Annotated in this window: 22 protein-coding genes and 1 other annotated feature; of the genes, 9 read left to right on the forward strand and 13 right to left on the reverse strand. The window is 34.3% G+C overall.

All coding sequences use genetic code 11. From position 1 onward, the window contains the following. Positions 1-17: 17 nt before the first annotated feature. On the forward strand, positions 18-314 hold the full coding sequence (locus DM800_RS16950) for a DUF3922 domain-containing protein (protein ID WP_131932946.1): 297 nt from the start codon (positions 18-20) through the stop codon (positions 312-314). Between the two features lie 24 nt (positions 315-338). Here the strand turns inward: DM800_RS16950 and brnQ3 are convergent, their stop codons facing one another. Then, positions 339-1,694 (reverse strand): branched-chain amino acid transport system II carrier protein BrnQ3, encoded by a 1,356-nt coding sequence (gene brnQ3, locus DM800_RS16955; RefSeq protein WP_098089011.1) that lies wholly within the window; start codon positions 1,692-1,694, stop codon positions 339-341. A gap of 56 nt (positions 1,695-1,750) precedes the next feature. Beyond that, positions 1,751-2,009: a binding site (T-box leader), on the reverse strand. Positions 2,010-2,280: 271 nt separating this feature from the next. On the opposite strand from brnQ3, the gene DM800_RS16960 reads away from it, so the two are divergent. Further along, the gene (locus DM800_RS16960; protein ID WP_000880630.1) at positions 2,281-2,490 is read left to right on the forward strand and encodes a hypothetical protein; all 210 of its coding nucleotides are present in this window, start codon (positions 2,281-2,283) and stop codon (positions 2,488-2,490) included. A gap of 39 nt (positions 2,491-2,529) precedes the next feature. Here the strand turns inward: DM800_RS16960 and DM800_RS16965 are convergent, their stop codons facing one another. Continuing rightward, complete coding sequence (locus DM800_RS16965; protein ID WP_147787237.1) at positions 2,530-3,306, reverse strand: class I SAM-dependent methyltransferase; 777 nt, start codon at positions 3,304-3,306, stop codon at positions 2,530-2,532. A gap of 108 nt (positions 3,307-3,414) precedes the next feature. Between DM800_RS16965 and DM800_RS16970 the strand changes: the two genes are divergently transcribed. Next, complete coding sequence (locus tag DM800_RS16970; protein WP_147787238.1) at positions 3,415-4,266, forward strand: YhfM domain-containing protein; 852 nt, start codon at positions 3,415-3,417, stop codon at positions 4,264-4,266. A 107-nt stretch (positions 4,267-4,373) separates the two neighbouring features. Here DM800_RS16970 and DM800_RS16975 read toward each other — a convergent pair whose 3' ends face one another. After that, entirely contained in the window at positions 4,374-4,571 is a 198-nt protein-coding gene (locus DM800_RS16975) for a hypothetical protein (RefSeq protein WP_147787239.1), read from the reverse strand. 156 nt (positions 4,572-4,727) lie between these two features. Between DM800_RS16975 and DM800_RS16980 the strand changes: the two genes are divergently transcribed. The 3 genes from DM800_RS16980 (at position 4,728) to hmpA (ending at position 7,826) form a co-directional block, all read left to right on the forward strand. Continuing rightward, positions 4,728-5,825 (forward strand): site-2 protease family protein, encoded by a 1,098-nt coding sequence (locus tag DM800_RS16980; RefSeq protein WP_147787240.1) that lies wholly within the window; start codon positions 4,728-4,730, stop codon positions 5,823-5,825. 114 nt (positions 5,826-5,939) lie between these two features. Beyond that, a complete protein-coding gene (locus DM800_RS16985) occupies positions 5,940-6,458 on the forward strand; it encodes a hypothetical protein (RefSeq protein ID WP_000734814.1) in 519 nt (172 codons plus the stop codon). Between the two features lie 159 nt (positions 6,459-6,617). Further along, complete coding sequence (gene hmpA, locus DM800_RS16990; RefSeq protein WP_147787241.1) at positions 6,618-7,826, forward strand: NO-inducible flavohemoprotein; 1,209 nt, start codon at positions 6,618-6,620, stop codon at positions 7,824-7,826. A 31-nt stretch (positions 7,827-7,857) separates the two neighbouring features. Here hmpA and DM800_RS16995 read toward each other — a convergent pair whose 3' ends face one another. Then, entirely contained in the window at positions 7,858-8,370 is a 513-nt protein-coding gene (locus DM800_RS16995; protein ID WP_147787242.1) for a Crp/Fnr family transcriptional regulator, read from the reverse strand. 169 nt (positions 8,371-8,539) lie between these two features. Between DM800_RS16995 and DM800_RS17000 the strand changes: the two genes are divergently transcribed. Continuing rightward, the gene (locus tag DM800_RS17000) at positions 8,540-8,767 is read left to right on the forward strand and encodes a hypothetical protein (protein WP_000882907.1); all 228 of its coding nucleotides are present in this window, start codon (positions 8,540-8,542) and stop codon (positions 8,765-8,767) included. A gap of 293 nt (positions 8,768-9,060) precedes the next feature. Here the strand turns inward: DM800_RS17000 and DM800_RS17005 are convergent, their stop codons facing one another. The 3 genes from DM800_RS17005 to DM800_RS17015 form a co-directional block, all read right to left on the reverse strand. After that, entirely contained in the window at positions 9,061-9,861 is an 801-nt protein-coding gene (locus tag DM800_RS17005; RefSeq protein ID WP_000455764.1) for a sulfite exporter TauE/SafE family protein, read from the reverse strand. 117 nt (positions 9,862-9,978) lie between these two features. Further along, the gene (locus DM800_RS17010; RefSeq protein WP_048544857.1) at positions 9,979-10,977 is read right to left on the reverse strand and encodes an inorganic phosphate transporter; all 999 of its coding nucleotides are present in this window, start codon (positions 10,975-10,977) and stop codon (positions 9,979-9,981) included. 11 nt (positions 10,978-10,988) lie between these two features. Next, on the reverse strand, positions 10,989-11,609 hold the full coding sequence (locus DM800_RS17015) for a DUF47 domain-containing protein (RefSeq protein ID WP_000231446.1): 621 nt from the start codon (positions 11,607-11,609) through the stop codon (positions 10,989-10,991). 312 nt (positions 11,610-11,921) lie between these two features. Between DM800_RS17015 and DM800_RS17020 the strand changes: the two genes are divergently transcribed. Beyond that, on the forward strand, positions 11,922-13,964 hold the full coding sequence (locus tag DM800_RS17020; RefSeq protein WP_147787243.1) for a transglycosylase domain-containing protein: 2,043 nt from the start codon (positions 11,922-11,924) through the stop codon (positions 13,962-13,964). Between the two features lie 126 nt (positions 13,965-14,090). On the opposite strand, the gene DM800_RS17025 is transcribed toward DM800_RS17020, so the two are convergent. The 3 genes from DM800_RS17025 to DM800_RS17040 all read right to left on the reverse strand — a co-directional run bounded on the left by DM800_RS17025 (position 14,091) and on the right by DM800_RS17040 (position 17,479). Continuing rightward, on the reverse strand, positions 14,091-14,519 hold the full coding sequence (locus tag DM800_RS17025; protein WP_097815729.1) for a hypothetical protein: 429 nt from the start codon (positions 14,517-14,519) through the stop codon (positions 14,091-14,093). A gap of 194 nt (positions 14,520-14,713) precedes the next feature. Then, positions 14,714-15,964: a Gly-Xaa-Xaa repeat protein gene (locus tag DM800_RS17035; protein ID WP_179955685.1), complete on the reverse strand. Its 1,251-nt coding sequence runs from the start codon at positions 15,962-15,964 to the stop codon at positions 14,714-14,716. 243 nt (positions 15,965-16,207) lie between these two features. Further along, positions 16,208-17,479: an ATP-binding protein gene (locus DM800_RS17040; protein ID WP_000937261.1), complete on the reverse strand. Its 1,272-nt coding sequence runs from the start codon at positions 17,477-17,479 to the stop codon at positions 16,208-16,210. Between the two features lie 160 nt (positions 17,480-17,639). On the opposite strand from DM800_RS17040, the gene DM800_RS17045 reads away from it, so the two are divergent. Next, the gene (locus DM800_RS17045) at positions 17,640-18,485 is read left to right on the forward strand and encodes a DUF72 domain-containing protein (protein WP_000897337.1); all 846 of its coding nucleotides are present in this window, start codon (positions 17,640-17,642) and stop codon (positions 18,483-18,485) included. A 298-nt stretch (positions 18,486-18,783) separates the two neighbouring features. On the opposite strand, the gene DM800_RS17050 is transcribed toward DM800_RS17045, so the two are convergent. From DM800_RS17050 to DM800_RS17060, 3 genes are all read right to left on the reverse strand, one after another. Beyond that, complete coding sequence (locus DM800_RS17050; RefSeq protein ID WP_001094861.1) at positions 18,784-18,978, reverse strand: DUF3924 domain-containing protein; 195 nt, start codon at positions 18,976-18,978, stop codon at positions 18,784-18,786. 119 nt (positions 18,979-19,097) lie between these two features. Then, the gene (locus DM800_RS17055; RefSeq protein WP_000806231.1) at positions 19,098-19,628 is read right to left on the reverse strand and encodes a tyrosine-type recombinase/integrase; all 531 of its coding nucleotides are present in this window, start codon (positions 19,626-19,628) and stop codon (positions 19,098-19,100) included. 107 nt (positions 19,629-19,735) lie between these two features. Next, a complete protein-coding gene (locus tag DM800_RS17060; protein ID WP_147787244.1) occupies positions 19,736-21,547 on the reverse strand; it encodes a sensor histidine kinase in 1,812 nt (603 codons plus the stop codon). Between the last annotated feature and the right edge of the window lie 123 nt (positions 21,548-21,670).

Below are 21,670 nucleotides of genomic sequence, written 5' to 3' on the forward strand. Positions count from 1 at the left end.
TAAGCGTTATCATTAAGTTGTTAACAGTACATACAAAGGGGAGAGAGTGTATGTTAGTTCAAACGATATTTGGCATGGATAAGTCTAAAAAATTAGGGGATTATGTGAACGCATTACAAGCGCTTTGTGAACAATATAATGTTGAAACAGATAAAATTGCAATTGTTGAGGCGACAGAAGAGTACTATTTATTTTTAGTAAAGCAAGAAGATTGCTACGATGTTATCAAAGTAGAAACAGTGGATACAAATATCGAATATTATACGAAAGCGTATAAAATAAGCAGTTTTAATCATACTGCTTATCAAAAGTAAAAAAACTCCCTTTCGGGAGTTTTTTTAGGATGCTTTTACTTCGCGGGAATCGGTTATTAAGGGAACTTTTTTCGCACCGCTTAACTTAGCGATTGTAAGGCCGATAATAGCCCCGGCTAATGCTGGTATTAGCCAGCCAATTCCTTCATTATATAAAGGGATAAATTCAAAATATGGGGTGATAAATGAAACTGAAATGCCACCTTGTTTTAATCCGTCAAATACGCTTACGATTGCTGCTCCAATTAAAGCACCTACATAAACAGAGCGATATCCACCGAAATATTTATGAAGTAACGATAGTAGAACGAGTACAATTGCAACTGGATATACAACAAGTAGAATTGGAACAGAGATGGCAATAATTTTCGTTAAACCTAAGTTGGCAACTAATAATCCTAATGCACAAATGATACTCGCGAACATTTTGTATGAAAATTTAGTCAATAATGTTGAGAAATATTGACTACACGCAGATACAAGTCCAACACAAGTTGTTAGACAAGCGAGTGTAACGATTAGAGATAATAGAAGTAAACCGTATGGACCGAATAATTGCTGTACGATAACAGTAAGTAATTGTCCGCCATTTTGTGCATATCCGAGCGAGACGCTAGTTGCACCGAGCCAGCCAAGTGCACCATATACAAGTACGAGACCAGTAGCGGCAATAAGTCCTGCTTTCGCTGTTGCGATGGCAATGGATTTACGATCCTTCACACCTTTAGAGCGAATGGCATTTACAACGATAATTCCAAATGCAAGCGCAGAAATGGTATCCATCGTTAAGTATCCTTCCATAAAACCTTTGAAGATTGGAGAAGTTTGATACTCTTGCATTGCTGGTCCTGATTGCCCGAGTGGTGTAAATACACTTTTAACAAATAGTAAGAAAATAGAGAGTAATAAAATAGGTGTTAAAATATTTCCGATGCGATCGACAAGTTTAGATGGATTTAAACTAAGCCAAAATACGATAGCGAAGAAGACGACTGTGTATAAAAATAGTGCTAGGTTACTAGAACGAATTGTTTCTGGTAAGAAAGAACTAACACCCATTTCATAAGCGACATTTGCAACGCGTGGAATTCCCATAGAAGGACCGATTGCGATATATACAACTACAGTAAAGAAAATTCCGAATAATGGGTGAACATGACTTGCGAGTTGTTGCATGCCGTTTCCTGATAAAGAAATTGCAATAACAGTTAATAATGGTAAACCGACTCCTGTTAGTAAAAATCCAATCATTGCCGGCCAAAAGTTTTCACCTGCATTTTGCCCAAGCATGGGAGGGAAAATTAAATTACCTGCCCCAAAAAATAAAGAAAATAGCATAAGACCCGTGAAAAAAATATGTTTTTTTGATACAGTGTTCATTGTTTTTCCTCCTTTTTTAAATTCATTTGTAAGAACACAAAAAACTCGTCCCTAAAGAAAGGGACGAGTTATATTTACCCGCGATACCACCCTAATTTATACATGTAGAAATGAGTCTATATGTATACGGCTTTACAACGTACAACATGATACGTGTTCCTTGTAACGGGGGACAGCCGGTAAGAACTTACTGTAACATTCGGTTCTACTTCTCGGAGATGATTTTCGGTTACGCACTGAACGTTGGCTTTCAGCAAATCGCCAACTCTCTGGGGGACAGTCCTATAACGTACTCGTTCTCGTCAATGAATTTTTATTCAAGTATTCTGACAGTATTGTCACATGTTTTTTTTTGAAAGTCAACATTTTTTTGAAAGATATATTTATATATGGAAATATTGAATGTGATATTCGTTGTTGTAAAGGGAATGGTGAATTGTAAAATGGGAGTAAAAATTTATAGAGAATTGTAAAACTTATAGAGAAAGTTGATATTTATAGGAGTAAAGAAGGTATTGTTTGAATTTACAGAGAATAATACAACAATCCACTTGCTGGAAAGAACAAACCAAAAGAGGTGACTGGAATGCTTGCGATGGGAGTATTATTTGGCATTATTGCTATAATTGGTTTTATGTGGTTATATTATTCGCGTTCGTTTAAACAAGCAGAAGTTTTACTCTTTCAAAAAGGTAGTTTGTTGACAAATCAGTCTAGATATTTAGTATGTCCGAAGTGTGGAAGTGCACAGGCCAGAAGTGGAGGATATCAAGAGTGTTGCAAAATTAGATTATGAAAGAAGGAAGCCTCACATTATGTTGTGAGGCTTCCTTCCTTACAATTTCATGGCGCTCCAAATTGTCCACCGATCTCTTTCGATAATAGGAGAGATGCTTTGTAATGCGGTCTGGACCTGTTGTAGAAGTTGAGAAAGTTCATGATCTGTTAATTCATATAGAATGGATCGACCTGTTCGAGGTGATAAATCTTGTAGCAATGCTTCTACAGAATCATGTATTTTTCGTACTTCCCATTGTGTTTGAGAGGGGAATACGTGAAGAAAATATTTTTGTAATTCTTGCTGTATCGTGGTGGTTTTTGGCCGCCTTTTTGATTCTATTTCAATGAGTTTTGGAAAGGTAGAGAAAAAATATCCACGAATGTGTTCGGGGCTTCCAGGAATTGTACAATCTTCAATGGTTCGGTCTTGTACAATAAGTACACCGTTTTTCTTTAATATACGAGAAGCTTCACGTAAAAATGTAGGAATGTCTTGTAAATGATGAATCACTGCGCGCGAAATAACAATGTCGAATGTATCATTAGGATATGGGACGTTATGTGCATCACCGTGAATGAATGAAATATTTGGAAAGCCGCCACAATTTTCTTTTGCAGCTTGTAATATTTCTTTTGAAAAATCAAGTCCAATGACATTTTTGGCCCCCATAAGAGCAAGTTCTTTCGTATAAATCCCGCCACCACAGCCGATATCAATTATTTGCTTGTTTTGTATATTTGTAATACTTTTTATCATTTCTCCCCAAGAAATATGGGCGTTTCGCTGTGCGTATGTGTATTTATTATTTGCATCGTGAAAATTAATGGACATGAAAAAGACCTCCTTTCAATACTTAGTATAGCGTATTTTATAGTGTTTCACGTTTTTGTTTTTTATATGAAGAGTATAAGAATTTCTTATTGTAAAAGGAGGATTAAGTTGAAAAGGAAATATGTATTGTTGTTATTTGCTACGTTACTAGCATCTTGTGGTCAAGTAGAGCAAAAAAAAGAAACAAAAAAAGTGGAAGAGACGGTGAATGAAGTGAAAGAAACGATAGGGGTAACCGTTATACAAAAAAAACATAAAGAGAAAAAGTTACAGGAATCAGAAGCTAAGTTAGTAATAGACATTATAGATAAAGCGGAAAAACAAGAAGTAACAGGTAGTTTTGGTGAACCGGAATATGAAATACAAATTAATAGGGATGGAAAAAAAGAAACATATTATGCGTGGCTAAGAGGAGAAGACAGACGAGGATGGGTACAATATAAGAAAGCTATGTATATGCTGAATAAAAAAGATACGGAAAAGCTTTTGGCTATATTTCCAAATGTTTCAGAACAAAAAGAAGACGAGATGCAGGTAGGTCCTTTAACGGATGTAACAAAAAAAGATTTGCAGATTACTGCGTTTCATATTAAAGCAGGCGATCAAAAAGTGAATTATACGGTGCGGTATACGATTTCACAATCACTATACAACAAGTTAGAGAAGGAACAAGAGTATTATTTACAAGTCGTTTTCCCAGAAAAAGTTCAAAAATTAATTGGAGCAAAAGAGAGTGAAAAAATTTCAGGTGAAAAGGTAAAGGAAGGGTATAAACAATATGAATTGCATGCTACTGTTCCGGTAAAAGATGCTTCAGAATCACAATTAAAGTCATTAGAAACATATTATGAAAATTATGATTTGAAAATATTAAATAGCAAAAAAGAAAAAATAGGTGTTTTTCAAAATATCATTCAAATTGTTAAAGAGTATGGTGAAAAAATGGATTTACAAAGATAAAATGAAACTTTAATTAGCCCTGACAGATCGGGATGAAGGTAATTAGTAAAGTTTATATGGCCTTTCCTAGGAAATGATAATAGAGAGGGGAAAACACCCCCTCTCTATTATTTTGCTTTTGCAGATGGCTCATTCATTGATTTTCGTGTAATAAGAAAAGAAATCATAAGAGCGGAAAGGATGACAAGGGCAATAAATACGTGATTGGGCAACAAATCTAATAATAATACGTAACTAACGGTATAAAAAATAAGAGTTGCAGCTAAAAACGATAGAGCGCCTATTATGAGAGATTGTAAATTCATTTGCAAACACCTCCTTATATTTATACTTATATTTTTGGCTAAAAATGGATTAAATAAACATTATTTCTAACGATAGAAAAAAATATGTCATAATAGAGAAAAGAATAGTTTTGATGAATAAATATGATTCATTAATGAGAGATAAAGGAGAGGAATATGAAAAATAATAAAAAAGGATTATGGGGAATTATTGTTGCAATAGGGCTATTTTTACTTTCTAAGTTAAAGTGGGTATTTGCAATTTTTAAACTAGCAAAGTTTTCAACGGTATTTAGTATGTTTCTATCACTTGGTGCATACGCGGTTATATATGGTTGGAAATTTGGGGTAGCGCTCATTTATTTGTTGTTTATTCATGAAATGGGCCATTTATGGGCTGCGAAAAGAAAAGGTATACCAACATCGCCAGCAATATTTATTCCATTTATGGGCGCTCTTATTGGGATGAAAGAGATGCCGAAAAATGCAAAAGATGAAGCTTACATCGCCTTCATGGGACCTCTTTTCGGATTGTTGTCATTTTTACCTGCGATTCCACTTTATATAATAACGAAAGAGCCATTTTGGGCATTAATTATTTTACTTGGAAGTATGATTAACTTCTTTAACTTGATTCCGGTTTCTCCATTAGATGGTGGACGAATTATCTCAGTTGTAAGTACAAAGATTTGGGGAGCGGGTCTTATTGTATTGCTCGGTTATGCCATTTACTTTAAAAGTATTTTGGGAGGATTTATTTTTATTATCGGCTGTATGGAATTATATAGAGTAATAAAGAGAGATGAGCCAATTAAGGAATTAGGATATAGAATTGATGGAATGAAAGAATATGTTGCAAGACTTGAAGAGGAGTTAAAAGAAACAGGTGCGGTGCATCGAAATATATATATGATGCAACATGAAATAAATATATTAAGGCAAAAAGAAAGAGAGAAAGAATTAAAAGTAGGAGAACTTCAAAAGATTGAAGTGTTAGAGCATCTTTTACCAAAGTTTGAGCCGCTTGATTACATTCCATATGAAGATGAAAAAGAAACGCATACAATTCATATAAGAGAAGCATTTGAAATGTCAGAAAGAAAATTACAGGAATGGGAGACGGAAAAGAGACAACAGGAAAACTATTATAAAGTTGATATGAAAACAAAATGGACAGTCTTTGCTTGTTATATCGGATTAATGGCTATACTCGGTTACACAGCTTATGAAGGGTACATTGTTTTACAAGAACATTTACCAACGAGAAATGTATAGAAAAATATTGTCGAAATGATAGGAAGAATTTATACAGGAATTATATTTCTACGAGAGAATGTTACAAGTATAGTCATACTTTGTAATATCTTTAGTAGAGAAGGAGTTCTGTATATGAAGAAATTGTTAATTGTATTCGGGATTATTATCGTAATGATCATTGCGAGCTATAGTCTTATGAAATTGCTATTACATTATGCGAATAAGCCTGCTGAGGTAAGTACAATAGCTCAAATAGAAGATGTGCAAGAGGAGACAAAAGTGCTAGATTTTATTCGTATGACGCATGAAAGTTATAATAATTTCTTAAATTACGGTAAAGCAGAGAATTATACAGAAGGGGACTGGAACCAATTTAAACAATGGTTTCAACAACAAGAATCGTCTTTAAAAAATATACATACAGAAATAAAGAATGAAAAAATAAAACGTGATGTAAATAGAAGCTATGAAATTGTAAAAAAAGGTGTGGAACTTCAAAATATTGAGTATGTAGTTTATGCACATCGTGTATACCATGACTTAGATATTATTGTAAATAAATATAGAGGTGAAACGAACATCTGGGGGTATACAGAGTTTGGAGATGGAAAAGATATAAGGGTAATTGAACAAGCTATACAGTCCAAATAATAAGCTAGCTAGAATTCTAGTTGGCTTATTTTCTTTTGTAAGTGCAATGTTCATATATTATTCACAAAAACACCGTGTTAATAGTGATTAAAATCACAATATGTACTATACAATTCAGTTAAACTAAAAACAGTTAAGGAAATAGAGGAGTGGGATACAATGTTAAGTGCAAAAACAATTGAAATCGTAAAGTCAACAGTACCATTATTACAAGAAAAAGGCGTTGAAATTACAACGAGATTTTATCAAATTTTATTTTCGGAACATCCGGAGTTATTGAATATTTTCAACCATACAAATCAGAAAAAGGGAAGACAACAACAAGCGCTAGCGAATGCTGTTTATGCAGCTGCAACGTATATTGATAATTTAGAAGCTATTATTCCAGTTGTAAAACAAATTGGTCATAAGCATAGAAGTTTAGGTATTAAAGCAGAGCATTACCCGATTGTAGGTACATGTTTACTACGTGCAATTAAAGAGGTCGCAGGTGCACCTGATGAAGTTTTAAATGCATGGGGAGAAGCTTATGGTGTCATTGCTGATGCATTCATTAGCATTGAAGCAGAGATGTATGAAGAAGCGGCACATAAAGAAGGTGGATGGAAAGATTTCCGTAACTTTGTGGTTGTTAAAAAAGTGAAGGAAAGCGACGTTATTACATCATTTTATTTAAAACCTGAAGATGGTGGGCAAGTTTCTTCATTCATCCCAGGACAATATGTAACGATTCAAATAAATATAGAAGGTGAAACGTATACACATAATCGTCAATATAGTTTATCAGATGCTCCTGGAAAAGAATATTATCGTATTAGTGTAAAGAAAGAAAAAGGTGTAGATACACCGGACGGTAAAGTATCTAACTACTTACACGATCATGTAGAAGAAGGGGATATGTTACCAGTAAGTGCACCAGCAGGAGATTTCGTATTAAATATGGATTCAACATTACCAGTTGTGCTAATTAGTGGTGGAGTAGGTATTACACCAATGATGAGTATGCTAAATACGTTAATTGAACAAAACTCAAAACGTAATGTATGTTTTGTTCATGCCGCGATAAATAGTAATACACATGCAATGAAAGAACACGTTGAGACAGTAGATAATGAATACGAACAAGTTAAAGCATACACTTGCTATTCTGCACCAATTGAAAAAGATATGGAAATGAAGAACTTTGATAAAGAAGGTTTCATTGAAGCTGAATGGTTACAAACTATTATTCCGACAACTGAAGCAGAATTTTATTTCTGTGGTCCCGTACCATTTATGAAGCATATAAATGCTGCACTAACTAATTTAGGTGTGGAACAAGAGCATATTCATTATGAATTTTTCGGTCCAGCAGCAAGCTTACAATAGATGAAGTTTGAAACAAGTAAAAAACGAGGTATTATTTTACCTCGTTTTTTACTTGTTCTCGTAACAGCCGATTTACCGTTTCACGGCGTATACCTATGAGTTGACCGATTTCAGTTTGTGTTAATATTTCATATATAGGAATGTCACCTAAATATAGTGTGAACCATTCTTGTAAACGATGTAGACGTTCTTTCGGAGAGACGGTTGTCAATTGATCGATACGCTGTTGCATCATTCTTAATTTTGATTGTAGTTGCATAGCAATATTTGCATATGATGCAGGATTTGCCTGAAGTTGCTCGTACCATTCATTACTAATTATAGGTTCAACTTCTGTTTTCATTAAAGCGATTGCTGTACCGTGATATTCCTTCGGTGAAATTAAAGAATGGTGAGGTATCGTTTCACCTGGAACGATAATATTGAATAGAAATGGTGTTCCATCTTCTTCTATCCGTACTACTTTTAATAAACCTGTTTTTATAAAATATAAAGGACCGTCCTCGCCTTGACGGAATAGTACATCTCCTTTGTGTAGAATCAATGTTAGCCCCCCATTTAAACATTTCTATTTCTTCTATTTTAGCGTATATGTATAAAGACAATATGCTTTTAAATAGCAATTTCATTGACGAAATATATGCTATTACAGTAGTATACTATTTAGTGTGTAATAGTACTAGCAATGAATACGCTGTAGGGGGTTTAGTATATTGTTAGATGCGATAAAAATGACGGATATGAGAATTCCGGCGAATGCTATCATTCATGTAGAAGAGATGAAAGGTGGAGTCGTGTTATCCGTTGAAGTAGACGGCCAAATTATTTATACGATGGCTTATGATGAAGAAACAGATAGTTATGCTGAATTATATGATCGAAACGATAAGAGGGCGTGCCAAGTACATGAGGATTTTATGGGATGGTCACTTCTTCACTAAAAAAGATGTCAATATGACATCTTTTTTTATTAAAACGATAGAATATACAAAGAAATGAAATATAAGGATAAAATTTGTAATAAATGATTTTGCATTGTTAGCACTTTGTAACTGCAAGTGAATTATTTTTTCGCTATCATAAAGATAACAGTCGCAGTTATAGGAGTGGTCAACTTGAAGAAAGTACATATTTCCAATTATATGTTATTATGTGTTTGTTTAATTTTATTTGTTCTCTTAGGAGGATTTTTATATTCATGTGTATAAGAAAAACGCATTCTAAAAAGAACGCGTTATAAAAAAGAAGTAATGATTAATCTAGTTCCAAGAATGATTAATGTGATACGTAATAAATTAATTACGGCATTACCACTTAATTTTGTATTAATATAAGCCCCGATTTTCCCACCAATCCATGCACCAGGAATAAGAATTAATGCGTAAACCCAGCTGACATTTCCAAGGGAGATGTGAGTTGCAGAACTTACAATTGCTGATAAAAAAACGATAAACATCGAAGTTGCTACAGCAATATGTGCTGGGAATGCAAAAAGTAGCATCATTGCTGGAACAAGTAAGGCACCGCCGCCAATTCCAAATAATCCAGATATAAAACCAACTATAAAGGCGATAAAGATAGCGAGAAGCGGTGGAAATTGATAGTGTACAGTGTTTCCTTCGTTATCTGTAAAAGAACGCTTAATTACCGTCATATTTGATAAAGAAAGGGGGTTTAATTTGTCTCGTAACATAAGAAGGATGGAGACAAAAATAAGGAAAATCCCAAAATATAAAGAAAATGTATCTTGGTTTAAAAATTTGTTTGCCCACGAGCCGATGATACCACCAGGGCCACTCCCGATAAATAAAATAAGTCCACTTTTGTAATCTACTCGTTTATGCTTCATATAAGTAAGGGTGGAAGATAGTCCTGTAAAAACGACTGTTACCATTGAAGTTCCTACTGCAAGTTGTGGTGATAGACTGTGTAATCCGATTAATAACGGAACAATAATAATTCCGCCACCAAGCCCGACTAGACTCCCGACTGTCCCGGCGATTAACCCGATGAAAAGTAACATGATGTATTCCAAAATTTCCAACTCCTCTATATAACTTATCCAACAATTATTATACACGCTTTTTAATAAGAAAAAGGTTTGTTCACAAAAAAGTCGTCTTCCTAGAAAAATAAGGAAGACGACTTTTAATTAAAAGATTAAGTGTAATAAAGCGTAAAATAATGCAGCTAACGAAGCTGAAATAGGAAGTGTAATAACCCATGTAATTAACATACGTTTTGCAGTTCCCCATTTTACACCTTTCACACGATGTGAAGCACCAACCCCTAAAATAGAAGAAGAGATAACGTGCGTTGTACTAACCGGTAAGTGAATGAATGTTGCGCCGAAAATAACAAGTGATGATGATAAATCAGCAGCTACACCATTTACAGGACGAATTTTCATAATTTGTCCACCGACAGTTTTAATAATTTTCCATCCGCCAACAGAAGTACCAAGACCCATTGCGATTGCACAACATAATTGTACCCAGAACGGGATGTCGTCGGAAGTATGATAGTTATTGGCCATAAGAGCCATCGTAATGATTCCCATTGCTTTTTGTGCATCATTCGTACCATGTGTATAAGCTTGTAATGCTGCAGTGAAAATCTGGAATAAACGGAAGTTTTTGTTCGTTTTCGTTAAATTAAAGTTTTTAAAGACCACTTTAAAAATACTGTATACGATATAACCAATAACAAAAGCGATAATCGGTGAAATGATTAAAGCTTCAAGAATTTTTATGAACCCTTTAAGATTTAATGAGCTAATACCGGCAGCAGCGATAGCTGCACCTGCGATTGAGCCGATAATTGCATGCGAAGAACTACTTGGAATACCGTAGTACCAAGTAATTAAATTCCAAGCTATTGCCGCAAGCAAAGCAGCTAAAATTACAAGAGAACCATTTTGCAAGGCAAATGGATCAACGATATCTTTTGTAATCGTTTTTGCTACACCTGTAAATGTCATCGCACCTAAAAAGTTCATAATAGCTGCCATAATAATTGCATGTCTAGGCTTTAGAGCTTTCGTTGAAACAGCCGTTGCAATAGCGTTTGCTGTATCGTGAAATCCATTGATAAAGTCAAAAGCTAAAGCGCAAATGACTACTAAAACGGTCAGTATCAAGAGTGTATCCATGATCAAACTCCTTACGCGTTCTTCATAATAATTGTTTCTAATACGTTTGCAACGCTTTGGCAGCTATCCGCTACTTCTTCAAGCTCTTCGTAAATCTCTTTGTATTGAATAATCTTAATCGGATCTTTCTCACGAGAGAATAAGTGCTTAATTGCATGACGGCGAATATCATCACATTGTGATTCGTAATCCTTAATCTTAATCGCGTTCGTACGAATGTCGACTAACTTCTTTTTAGACAGTAGTTCAACAGAATTTGCAATCTCAATCGCACATTGATTAATTGCTTCAACGAATTTAATCATGTATTCATCAGCTTCTGTAATAGAATACATTTCGAATAGACCAGCACTATGATCTAATCCGTCTAATACATCATCCATACTCATTGCAAGTTGTAGGATGTCCTCACGTTCAATTGGAGTAATAAACGCTTTGTTTAGCTCCATAATGATTTCGTGAATAAATGAGTCACCTTTTGACTCATACTCTTTCATGCGCATAGAAAACTCTTTTAAATCGCTAGCATTTTTAATTTTATACTCCACGAAAAACTGCGCGCCTTCTTTTAAATTTTCTGAAACATTCATTAACATTTCAGAAAATTTATCTTTTTTTGATTTAAATACCATTATTAGTTACCCCCACAAAAGTAATATATGTAAAATATATTGGCTAATCAATTCTAACAAAAAACTGTCGTTTTTTAAAACATTTTATCGAAAAGTTTACAAAAACTTAACATAACTCTCATTGTTGTATTAATAATATTAATAATCAATAGTGAATATCTTACTTGTAGAATGTCCTTTTCTTGCAAAAAGTATGAATGTGAAAGAAAAGCTTTACACTATAGGAACGACTACGTTATTATAATAAATTTAAAAGGAGGTATATTCTTCCTTTTGAAAAGAAGAGTGTAAACAAACGAAGGAAGTGAACGAATGAAATTGAAGAACACTCACTTAAAAAAAATGCAGGAGTGGTTCAACAAGAGGACGAAACTTCGTAATTCATTAATTGTATTAGGGAGTTTACTCGCTACTCTATTTGTTGCTATAAATATAATAATTTCCATTCAAGACATATCTGAATTAAAACAAGCTGTTCCGCAACCGACCTTAATTTATGATGCAAATAATGAAGTTGCGACTAAATTAGCTTCTTCTAAAACAGAAGGTGTTAAAAGGAAAGATATTCCTGACATTATGGTTCAGGCAATTGTTGCAGTAGAAGATAAGGAGTTTTTTAACCATCACGGTATTTACTATAGTGGTATTATAAGTGCAGTTTTTAAAAATATTACAGCAGGAGAAGTTGTAGCAGGGGGAAGTACAATTACACAACAACTTGCGAAAAATGTATTTCTGACACAAGACCGCACATACTCTCGAAAAATAAAGGAATATTTTTTAACAAAAAAAATAGAGCGTACGTATACGAAAGATGAAATTATTGAAATGTATATGAACCAAATTTATTTTGGCGAAGGTGCTTGGGGTATAAAAAGGGCAGCTAAATCTTATTTTGATAAAGATGTAAAAGATTTAACGGTTTCAGAGGCTGCAACGATTGCTGGCTTGATTAAAGCACCGTCTGCATATTCACCATATAAAAACTTTAATAAGTCAATCGAACGACGTAATGTTGTATTAAGTTTAATGAAAGAGCAAGGATATATTTCTGACGAACAGTATAATAAAGAAAAAGAGAGCGGTCTTGTGTTAAAACGTGGTGTGGATGATAAATACAAGGGGAAATACTCTCAATATGTAGATTATATTGTTAGGGAAGCTATGGACAAGTACGAATTAACACAAAATGAAATTTTAGCAGGTGGTTATCGTATTTACACAGAGCTTGATCCGAAAAAACAACAGGCTGTAGAAGACGTTGTGAATAATGAGAGTTATTTCAAAGATAATGGCTCAGACCAGCTTATGCAAACGGGTGTAGTTCTTATGAATCCAAAAACAGGTGGTGTACCAGCTTTAGTTGGAGGTAGAGGACCGTATCAGTTTTTACAGTTTAACCATGCAACCCAATTAAAAAGACAACCTGGCTCAACGTTAAAGCCTTTGGCTGTATATGTACCAGCTTTAGAGCAAGGGTATGAAGTATACGATATATTAAAAGATGAACCATTTAATATTAAAGAATATAAACCGCAAAATAGTGATCACACTTTTCACGGTGATGTGACAATGTATGAAGCCGTGGCAAAGTCGTACAATGTTTCGGCTGTTTGGCTATTGGAACAAATTGGATTGGATAAAGGATTGAAATCTTTAGAGCGATTTGGTATTCCATTAGTGCCAGAAGATCGTACGTATCCAATTGCTTTAGGCGGGATGCATGTTGGGACCTCTCCATTTGTAATGGCTCAAGCATACAGTACATTTGCAAATGACGGTGTCCAAGTGGAAGCTCATGCGATTAGAGAGATACAAAATGCTGAAGGTGAAACAATTGGAAAGTGGTATAAGAAAGAGACACGAGTGACGAGCGAGAAAATTGCTCAAAAGATGACATATTTATTAAAAGGTGTTGTCGAAAAGGGAACGGGCGAAAAGGCGAAAGTTAATAATGTTGATACGGCCGGTAAGACAGGAACTACTCAAATTGTAAACGGACCAAGCACCGGTGCAAAGGATTCATGGTTTGTTGGATACACACCAGATTTAGTAGGTGCGATTTGGGTAGGATTTGATAAAACAGATAGCGATCATTATGTTCCAGGGGGGAGTCAAATTACGACGACAATGTTCCGGGATATTATGAAAAAAGCGAATGCCAATCCAGCTCAAAAAGCATTCCAGTTATCGCTCATATCTGAGGCTGATTATAAAAAACAATTGAATACAATAGAAGAGGAAAAACGAAGAAAAGAAGAAGAGAAGAAAAGGAAAGAAGAGGAACAGCAAAGAAAAAAAGAGCAACAAGAGTGGCTCGACAAAGTAAAAGAATGGATTCCTTCACTTTGGTAAAAGAAAGAGGCGAATAACGAAATTCGCCTCTTTTTCGTATGAGAAATTAAGTGAACTTTTAATCGTTGGGAAGAGCTGTATCTATCCTTACGAGTTGTTAGCCCATATCAATTGGGATAAATAGTATTACTCGTTAAGTGTAACATTTGTACTGCCAAAGGATTGAGAATCGTATGTGATGATTATTTTTCCTTTACTAATAGGTTCGTAAGGTAATTCTTCTTCGTAAACACCATTATTTTCATTATGGATAGAAAGCATGATTTCATCAATTTCTTTATTTGTATACTGAACTTTAATCGTTTCAGCAATTTGAAGTAACGCTTCGGAACTAGAAGCTTTCGTAATAAGCATTCCTTTTATAACTTTTTTTTCATTATTTGAGGCATTGGAATAAGGGATGTTGCTTTGTTTTGTATACAAAAGTTTGTATGGAACAGTTTTTCTCTCTGCTTTTGATATAGTGGAATATTTTAGAGTTAAAAAAAATCCTACACATAAAATAATGCATACCATAAGAGCAACCCAAATGCGTATTAGTGACATAACTCTCATTTTCATCCCTCTTTCATATCTTTGACTTCACTATTTATCATACAAAATGAGGATTAAGATAGAGTAAATTTGAGGTAAAGAAACGTAAAGAAGGAGCACTTATCCTCCCAAATAAGTGCTCCTTTCTATATAAAGAGAGATTTAATACACAGTCAATTAAACATATCACTATAAATATGATTATTCGGCAAAAATTAGTAAATTCGGAAGACAGTTAGTACTGCAGTGGTTTCACCTGTGTTTGGAATAGAGATAGTGTTTGCTGTAGGTTGTACAGAGATTGTTGTGCCAGCTGTTAAAGTAATAATCGTTGAGAAAGAAACCGCACTACCGATAACGTTAGTTGAGAAATTACGAGTAGGTGGTTGGCCGTTAAATGAAAGACCGAAACCAAATGGTGAAGAGCCTGGGAAGGTTGTAGACGCGGAGAAGTTAATATCGTATACACCAGTTTCTAAAACAGTTAGAGTATCAGAGCCGTTAAAGGAGATGTTTGTTAATTCGAATGTTTCATTGAATTGTATATTGCTTCCTGGTGATACTGTTTGCGCATTTGTGTTACCTAAGACAGCTGTAGTTACAGGAATTGGAGTACCCGCTGCTCCTGTTGCGCCAGTAGCACCTTGAGCACCAGTAGCACCTGTTGCGCCAGCTGGTCCTTGAGCGCCAGTAGCACCTGTTGCGCCAGCTGGTCCTTGAGCGCCAGCCGGTCCTTGAGCACCAGTAGCACCTGTTGCGCCAGCTGGTCCTTGAGGTCCAGTAGCACCTGTTGCGCCAGCCGGTCCTTGAGCACCAGTAGCACCTGTTGCGCCAGCTGGTCCTTGAGGTCCAGTAGCACCTGTTGCGCCAGTAGCACCTTGAGCACCAGCTGGTCCTTGGGCACCAGTAGCACCTTGAGCACCCGCTGGTCCCTGAGCACCTTGAGGTCCTTGAGGTCCAGTAGCACCTTGAGGTCCAGTAGCCCCAGTAGCACCTGTTGCTCCTCCTCCAAGGCAACCTGACCCGTATTGAACTAGGATAGTTTGGATCTCTGTTATGAGTTTAACTAGTTTGTCGATAGTGCAGCAATCTACTTTGAATAACTTAGCGATATACAATAAATAATTAAGCAAGCTTTGTAGCTCAACGTACAATGCTCCGCATGAGAAAGGTTTTGTTTTTAAAATAGTTAATAGATTAGCGATAATAGAATTTCCAATTTGTTTTTGTGCTGGAGATAAATCTAAGCAATTGAGGAATTTTTGTAGGTTATTTAGGGCAGCAATCAAGTTATCGATATTATTTTGAGAAGGGTTTTGAAAGACAGCTTGAATAGCTTGGCCAAGAGCTTGAAGAAGTCTAACGAATTCTGTAAGTTCGGACTTAGAGATGTTAATATAACTACAAGCTCTGACTTCGCAACAATCATTACCATAAAATACTTTTCCTTTATTTTTATTGTTCATCTTTTCATTCCTTTCTTTCATAGAATCAATAGTCGTTACTATATATTAAAATAAAATTTATACTAAATTCGTGATGAACAAACTACCATTTCTAAAAAAAATAAGAAATTGGCCCTCTTAGCAAAAATAAGTAAGATAAAGAGAAGGTTTATATAATGTAAAGACGAAAAATTCAGCATAAAAAACTGCATGCTAATTGTTGTAGGTATTTAACAATTGGCATGCAGTTTGTGGAGGAGTACCTCATTTGTAGTCATTTAATCTTTCAAGGGTTGTTTTAGGTAAAATTGGAATTGAAATAGTGAAAGTTGTACCATCTTGATTACTGGTCATTTTTAATGTACCGTTATGATTTTGAATAATTTTCTTCGTTACTGACAAGCCCAGTCCTGTGCCCGAATCTTTTGTTGAGAAGAATGGATCAAAGATATACTCTTGAATGGCTGTTGGAATACCAATTCCATTATCAGTGAAAGTAATACGAACAAAATTATCTAGGCGATAACTAGTAATTTGGATAGAAAGTTTTTTTTCACCTTGAGCATCGACAGCATTCTGAAATAGGTTTAAAAAAACTTGTACAAGTTCATGACGATCAATATGGACTAATACATCATCTAATTCGGTAGAAAAATTATAATCAATTGAAATATTATGTAAAAAGACTTCACTAGCTAGTAACTGTTGAATATACTCACGTAAAAATGTATTAATAGGAAACGGTTCTCTTGTAAATTCGCGTGTTTTTGAAATAGCTAAAAATTTTGTAATAATACTATTTGCGCGGTCTAATTCAGGAATAAGTAAGTTTTCAAATAATTCTTTATTAGATGGAGAAACAGTTTCTTGTAAAAATTGTAAATAACCTCGTACGGTTGTAAGAGGATTACGTACTTCATGTGCAATCCCAGCTGCAATTCGCCCTGCTAAAGAAAATTTCTCTGCATCACGTTCTGTGTTTAAATAATGAAAGACACTAATAACTCTAAAAATCTCTCCGTTATAATCACGAATAATTCGGTTATTTAAAATGCCATAGTTTTTGTCTAAAACTTCTTCATTATATATTTCTGTTCCCGTTCTTAATGTTTCAAGAGCTTTAATTTTTTCTTCTGGCAATTGTAGTAATTGTTGAATTGGCTTTCCGATTATATCATTTCGTACTACACCAAAATCATCTGCTGCAGCTTGGTTACATAAAGTGATATTTCCTTTAGCATCAACAAAGGTTACATGATGTGAAAAAGCATCAAAAATATGAATGAAGTATGTTTCAAGTTGCTCAAATAAAAATAATGAATCGCAAGTAAGTTGAAAATCAGCCTCTTTATTCTCTTTTTTTATGTTTTGAATGGAATGAGTCGTTCTCGTTTTCTTTATTTGTAAACCAATATGTGGATTTTTGTATGTGAAATGATGTGGTAATTGATTCACAAGTTCTTCATAAAAACGTACTTTATTTTCTAATTCTTCTATTCGTTTTTCATGAGATACAATATCATCGTTTGGAAGCATAAATAAATAACCCCTCAATTTAAAAATTCTTCCATCTAGTATATCATATTTTTATACGGATACTCTTAAAGAAGGGGCTACTTAATAAAATTGATTAGCTGAAGTGTTCGGGAAGTGAGTAGAATGAATAGAAGGTGAAGTTAAAAAGGGAGGGATATATTTGCTTTTCATTGGAGTGACAGGGTGGGGAGATCATGATTCTTTATATATAGATCCCTATGAAAATAGAAATAAATTACGAACATATAGTGAGTATTTTCCTATAGTGGAAGTGGATAGTTCATTTTATGCGATGCAACCTGCACGAAACTATACAAAATGGGCAATGGAAACACCGAAAGATTTTGCTTTTATAGTAAAAGCATATCAAGGAATGACAGGACATATGAAAGGTGAAATCCCTTTTTCTACGTTTGATGAGATGTTTGATGTGTACAAACAATCTATTCTGCCTTTAATAGAAGCTGATAAATTAAAAATGATTTTATTTCAATATCCACCATGGTTTGATTGTAAAAAGAAAAATGTGGATTTTCTTCGATATACGAAAGAAAAAATGGAAGGTTTACCGTGTGCCATAGAATTTCGAAATCAAACATGGTTTTATCCCGAAATGAAAGATAAGACGATACAGTTTCTAGAACATGAGAAATGGATTCATACCATTTGTGATGAGCCGCAGGCTGGGATAGGTTCGGTACCGCTCGTATTAGAAGTAACGAATGCAGAGATGGTGTTAATACGTTTTCATGGCAGGAATGTTCATGGGTGGCTTGATAAAGGGGAAAATTGGAGAGCGGTTCGTTGCTTATATCGCTACAACAATAAAGAATTAGAAGAATGGGTAGAAAGACTAGAGCAATTAAAAAAGAAGACAAAGGACATATATGTACTATTTAACAATAATTCGGGCGGAGATGCAGCGGATAATGCGAAACAGCTTATGAAAATGATGAACATTACATATGGTGAGCCGAAGCCTGAGCAATTAAATTTGTTTGAATGATAATAAACAAGAAAGGCACTGTACAAACAGGGGGAATGTACAGTGCCTTTCTATATGAAAAAGAGGGGTAACAATGTTACTGAGCGTTTGGTTGATTCATCAATTGTTGGCTTCGTAATAAATGATAATGGTTATCATTATCATTGTCAATAGTTTTCCGAAAAATAAATAAAAAACTTTTTATGAGACATTACCGGGTAGGAAGATTCCTGATAAAAGGTTTGGCTGAAGCAAAGAAGTTTTTCGGGGGAGAATGCTAGTAAACTCCTAATAAAGTATCAAAAAAAAAGAACAGCAATTAATGCTGTTCTTTTCCAGTGACGAATTGTTGTAAATCAAAAGGAGTTATCGCTTGGATAAACTCTTTTGAGATAAGTGTTTGAACAAGAGTACTTTCAGAAATGGAAGCACCTGTTTTCTTTTCATAAGCTTGTTTTAATAAATCAAGTTTTTCAGCCGTTTCTTTCGGTAATTCAATTGTTAATGTGTTCATAATTTCTCCCCCTTACTATTAGAGTACCACTACAATATAGGAGAGACAAGAAAAGAGAATGTGAAACATAAAAAAGGTTACCATTTATAAATGGTAACCTTTTTTATGTATAAGAGTTATTAAGCAATACCGATATACTTTAAAGTTTTTGATGGAGTACTATGATCAAAGAAGTGTTGTAAAAATGCGATATCAACACCTGATTTGTATGCACAATATCCCCAAGTTTTTCGAAGTGTATGTGAGCTAATCCCTTCTAATCCAACTTCTTTTGCAGCTTTGTTTAAAATGTACCATGCATGTTGTCTCGTAATAGATTTCGTTCCTTTTTGAGACTTTAATAATGGTTCATTACGTTTCCAAGTTTTACGTTCTTTCATGTAGTCTTCGATCGCGTGCTGCAAGTCTTCATTTACAGCAAACCATTTATGTTTCTTTACTTTTTCATTGTAAAATAAAATGGAATGGCGAACATTTTCATGTTCATCGATTACATCACTAACTTTTAATTGTAAGATTTCACTTACTTTTAAGCCAGAATTTACAGCTAATACGAATAATAAGCCATCACGTTTCGAAGATTGTAAAAGTATATTTTTGATAGTTTCTAATTGTTTTTCATTTTGAATAGGTTGTCCTGCTTGTTTCATTTCACGCACTCTCCTCTTTTATGTGTGTAAAGGAAAGGATTAACTTGTTTCCTACTATAAAGGGAGAGTGTGAATTTCATGTGAACTCCTAGTGAAATTAAGACAAATTATTTGACTTCTTTTACTTTTTGTAAATTAAAGTAGAATACAACACTATTAGTCGTGTTATATACACCGTACTCGGCATGGTGGAGGTCTAAAATGTTTTTTACAATAGATAACCCGAGACCGGTACCTCCAGTATGACGGCTACGAGATGCATCTAAACGGTAGAAACGATCCCAAATTTTTTCAAGACTTTCTTCAGGGATAGGGTTTCCTGTGTTTTCGATTTCGACTTTTACTATATCTTCCAGTTCTATAACGGAGACGTGTATTTTTTCTCCATCTGGCGTATAGCGAATTGCATTGCTAAGTAAATTCACAACGACTTGCTCAATACGACTACGATTCGCTTTAACGAATATAGAAGAGTCTACATCTACGTTCACTTGTAAATGCTTTTCCTCCATGCTAAATAATAACTTTGTATAGACTTGTTGAATTAATTCACCGATTGAGAATGTCGTCATATCTAGTTTGTACGTACCAGATTCTAGTTTTGCTAATTCTAACATTTCAACAATAAGTCTGTTCATGTTTTCTGTTTCTTCTAAAATAACATCTGTGTAATACGTCGTATCTTTACTAACGCCATCTTTAATTCCTTCTGCGAAACTTCTAATTACACTAAGTGGTGTTTTTAATTCGTGTGATACACCAGAAATGAATTCTTTTCGCGTTTTCTCTAATTGACGTTCACGTTCAATATCTTGTTGTAATTTTGTATTGGCAACATTTAATCGATCGATTCGGTCTTTTAAGTTTACAGATAACGTATTAATACTACCGGAAAGCCCGCCAATTTCATCGTCTGCTGTCACAGGTAATTTTTCACTAAAATCAAAATTGGCCATTTTTTTTGTAACGCGATTCATTTTAATTAATGGTTTCACAATGATTTTTGAGTAGTAGAAGGATAATAAAATAATTACGAGAAATACGATGATTAAGGCATAGACATAATAATCCTTTAAAACGAGCATCGCTTCATTAACAGGTTGTAAAGATGCTATCGCAAAAGCGTACTCTGTAATTTTTCCATTTTCCACAATAGGTTTTACAAAGATACTATTTTTTATATTCTCTCCACCATCTATTATATAAGTGTTTAATTGGTGTGAGTTAGCAGTGCCATTTCTAATAATCTCTGCAAAATATTGAACGGCTTGTAATGTTTCAAAATCATTTGCAAGACGAACATCCGCTTTGGATGGAAGCTGTAACTTAGATACGATACCAGTAAACTCAATTTGAGTCACAGTTTTGGATCGGCTTGTAATTCTATTTTTAGCAGGGTTTCCATTAATGGATTGAAAATCTGAGTTGACATTTTCGTTTTGCCATCGATTATAGTTTGTTGTCAATTCTAGTGGTGTTATGGTGGAATCTTGTACAAAACCGACGACGTTTATCATCCCATCTTTTTTCAATCCTAAGTTTTCGAATTTATTATATTCTTCTGGCGTTAAAACATTATTGAGTGGAATGGAATATGCTTTATTATTTTTAGGATTAATTACATCAATGTAGAAATTATTGTCACTTTTAATAATGCCGTTCGTATTTAAAAACTGCATTTCAGCATTTGTTTTATCATGAAATTCTTGTTTTAGTTTTCGAATTTCCTCATAAGTTTTACCACTTTCTTCGTAAGTATTTACGAACTTCTCAAAAGCAGTTTGAACTGTTTTTACTTTTTTATTAATGTAAAATTTCTCTAAAAATAGAGATTGTCCTAAGAAAAAAAGGAGGAATATGATTGTAAATAATGTTGATGTTAATAAAAATAGTTTAAAGACGATACTTCTGTTTTTCACTGCGTCACCTCTTGTGAGAAATACTGTAAATGATTTCTTTATTATAACAAACGTTACAAAAAAGTAGAGGAGAAAATCTGTCTCTTCCGAAAGTAGTTTTTAGTAAAAAGTCACATAAAAAGA

The organism is Bacillus sp. AY18-3 (genome assembly GCF_008042305.1).
Taxonomy (GTDB): Bacteria; Bacillota; Bacilli; order Bacillales; family Bacillaceae_G; genus Bacillus_A; species Bacillus_A wiedmannii.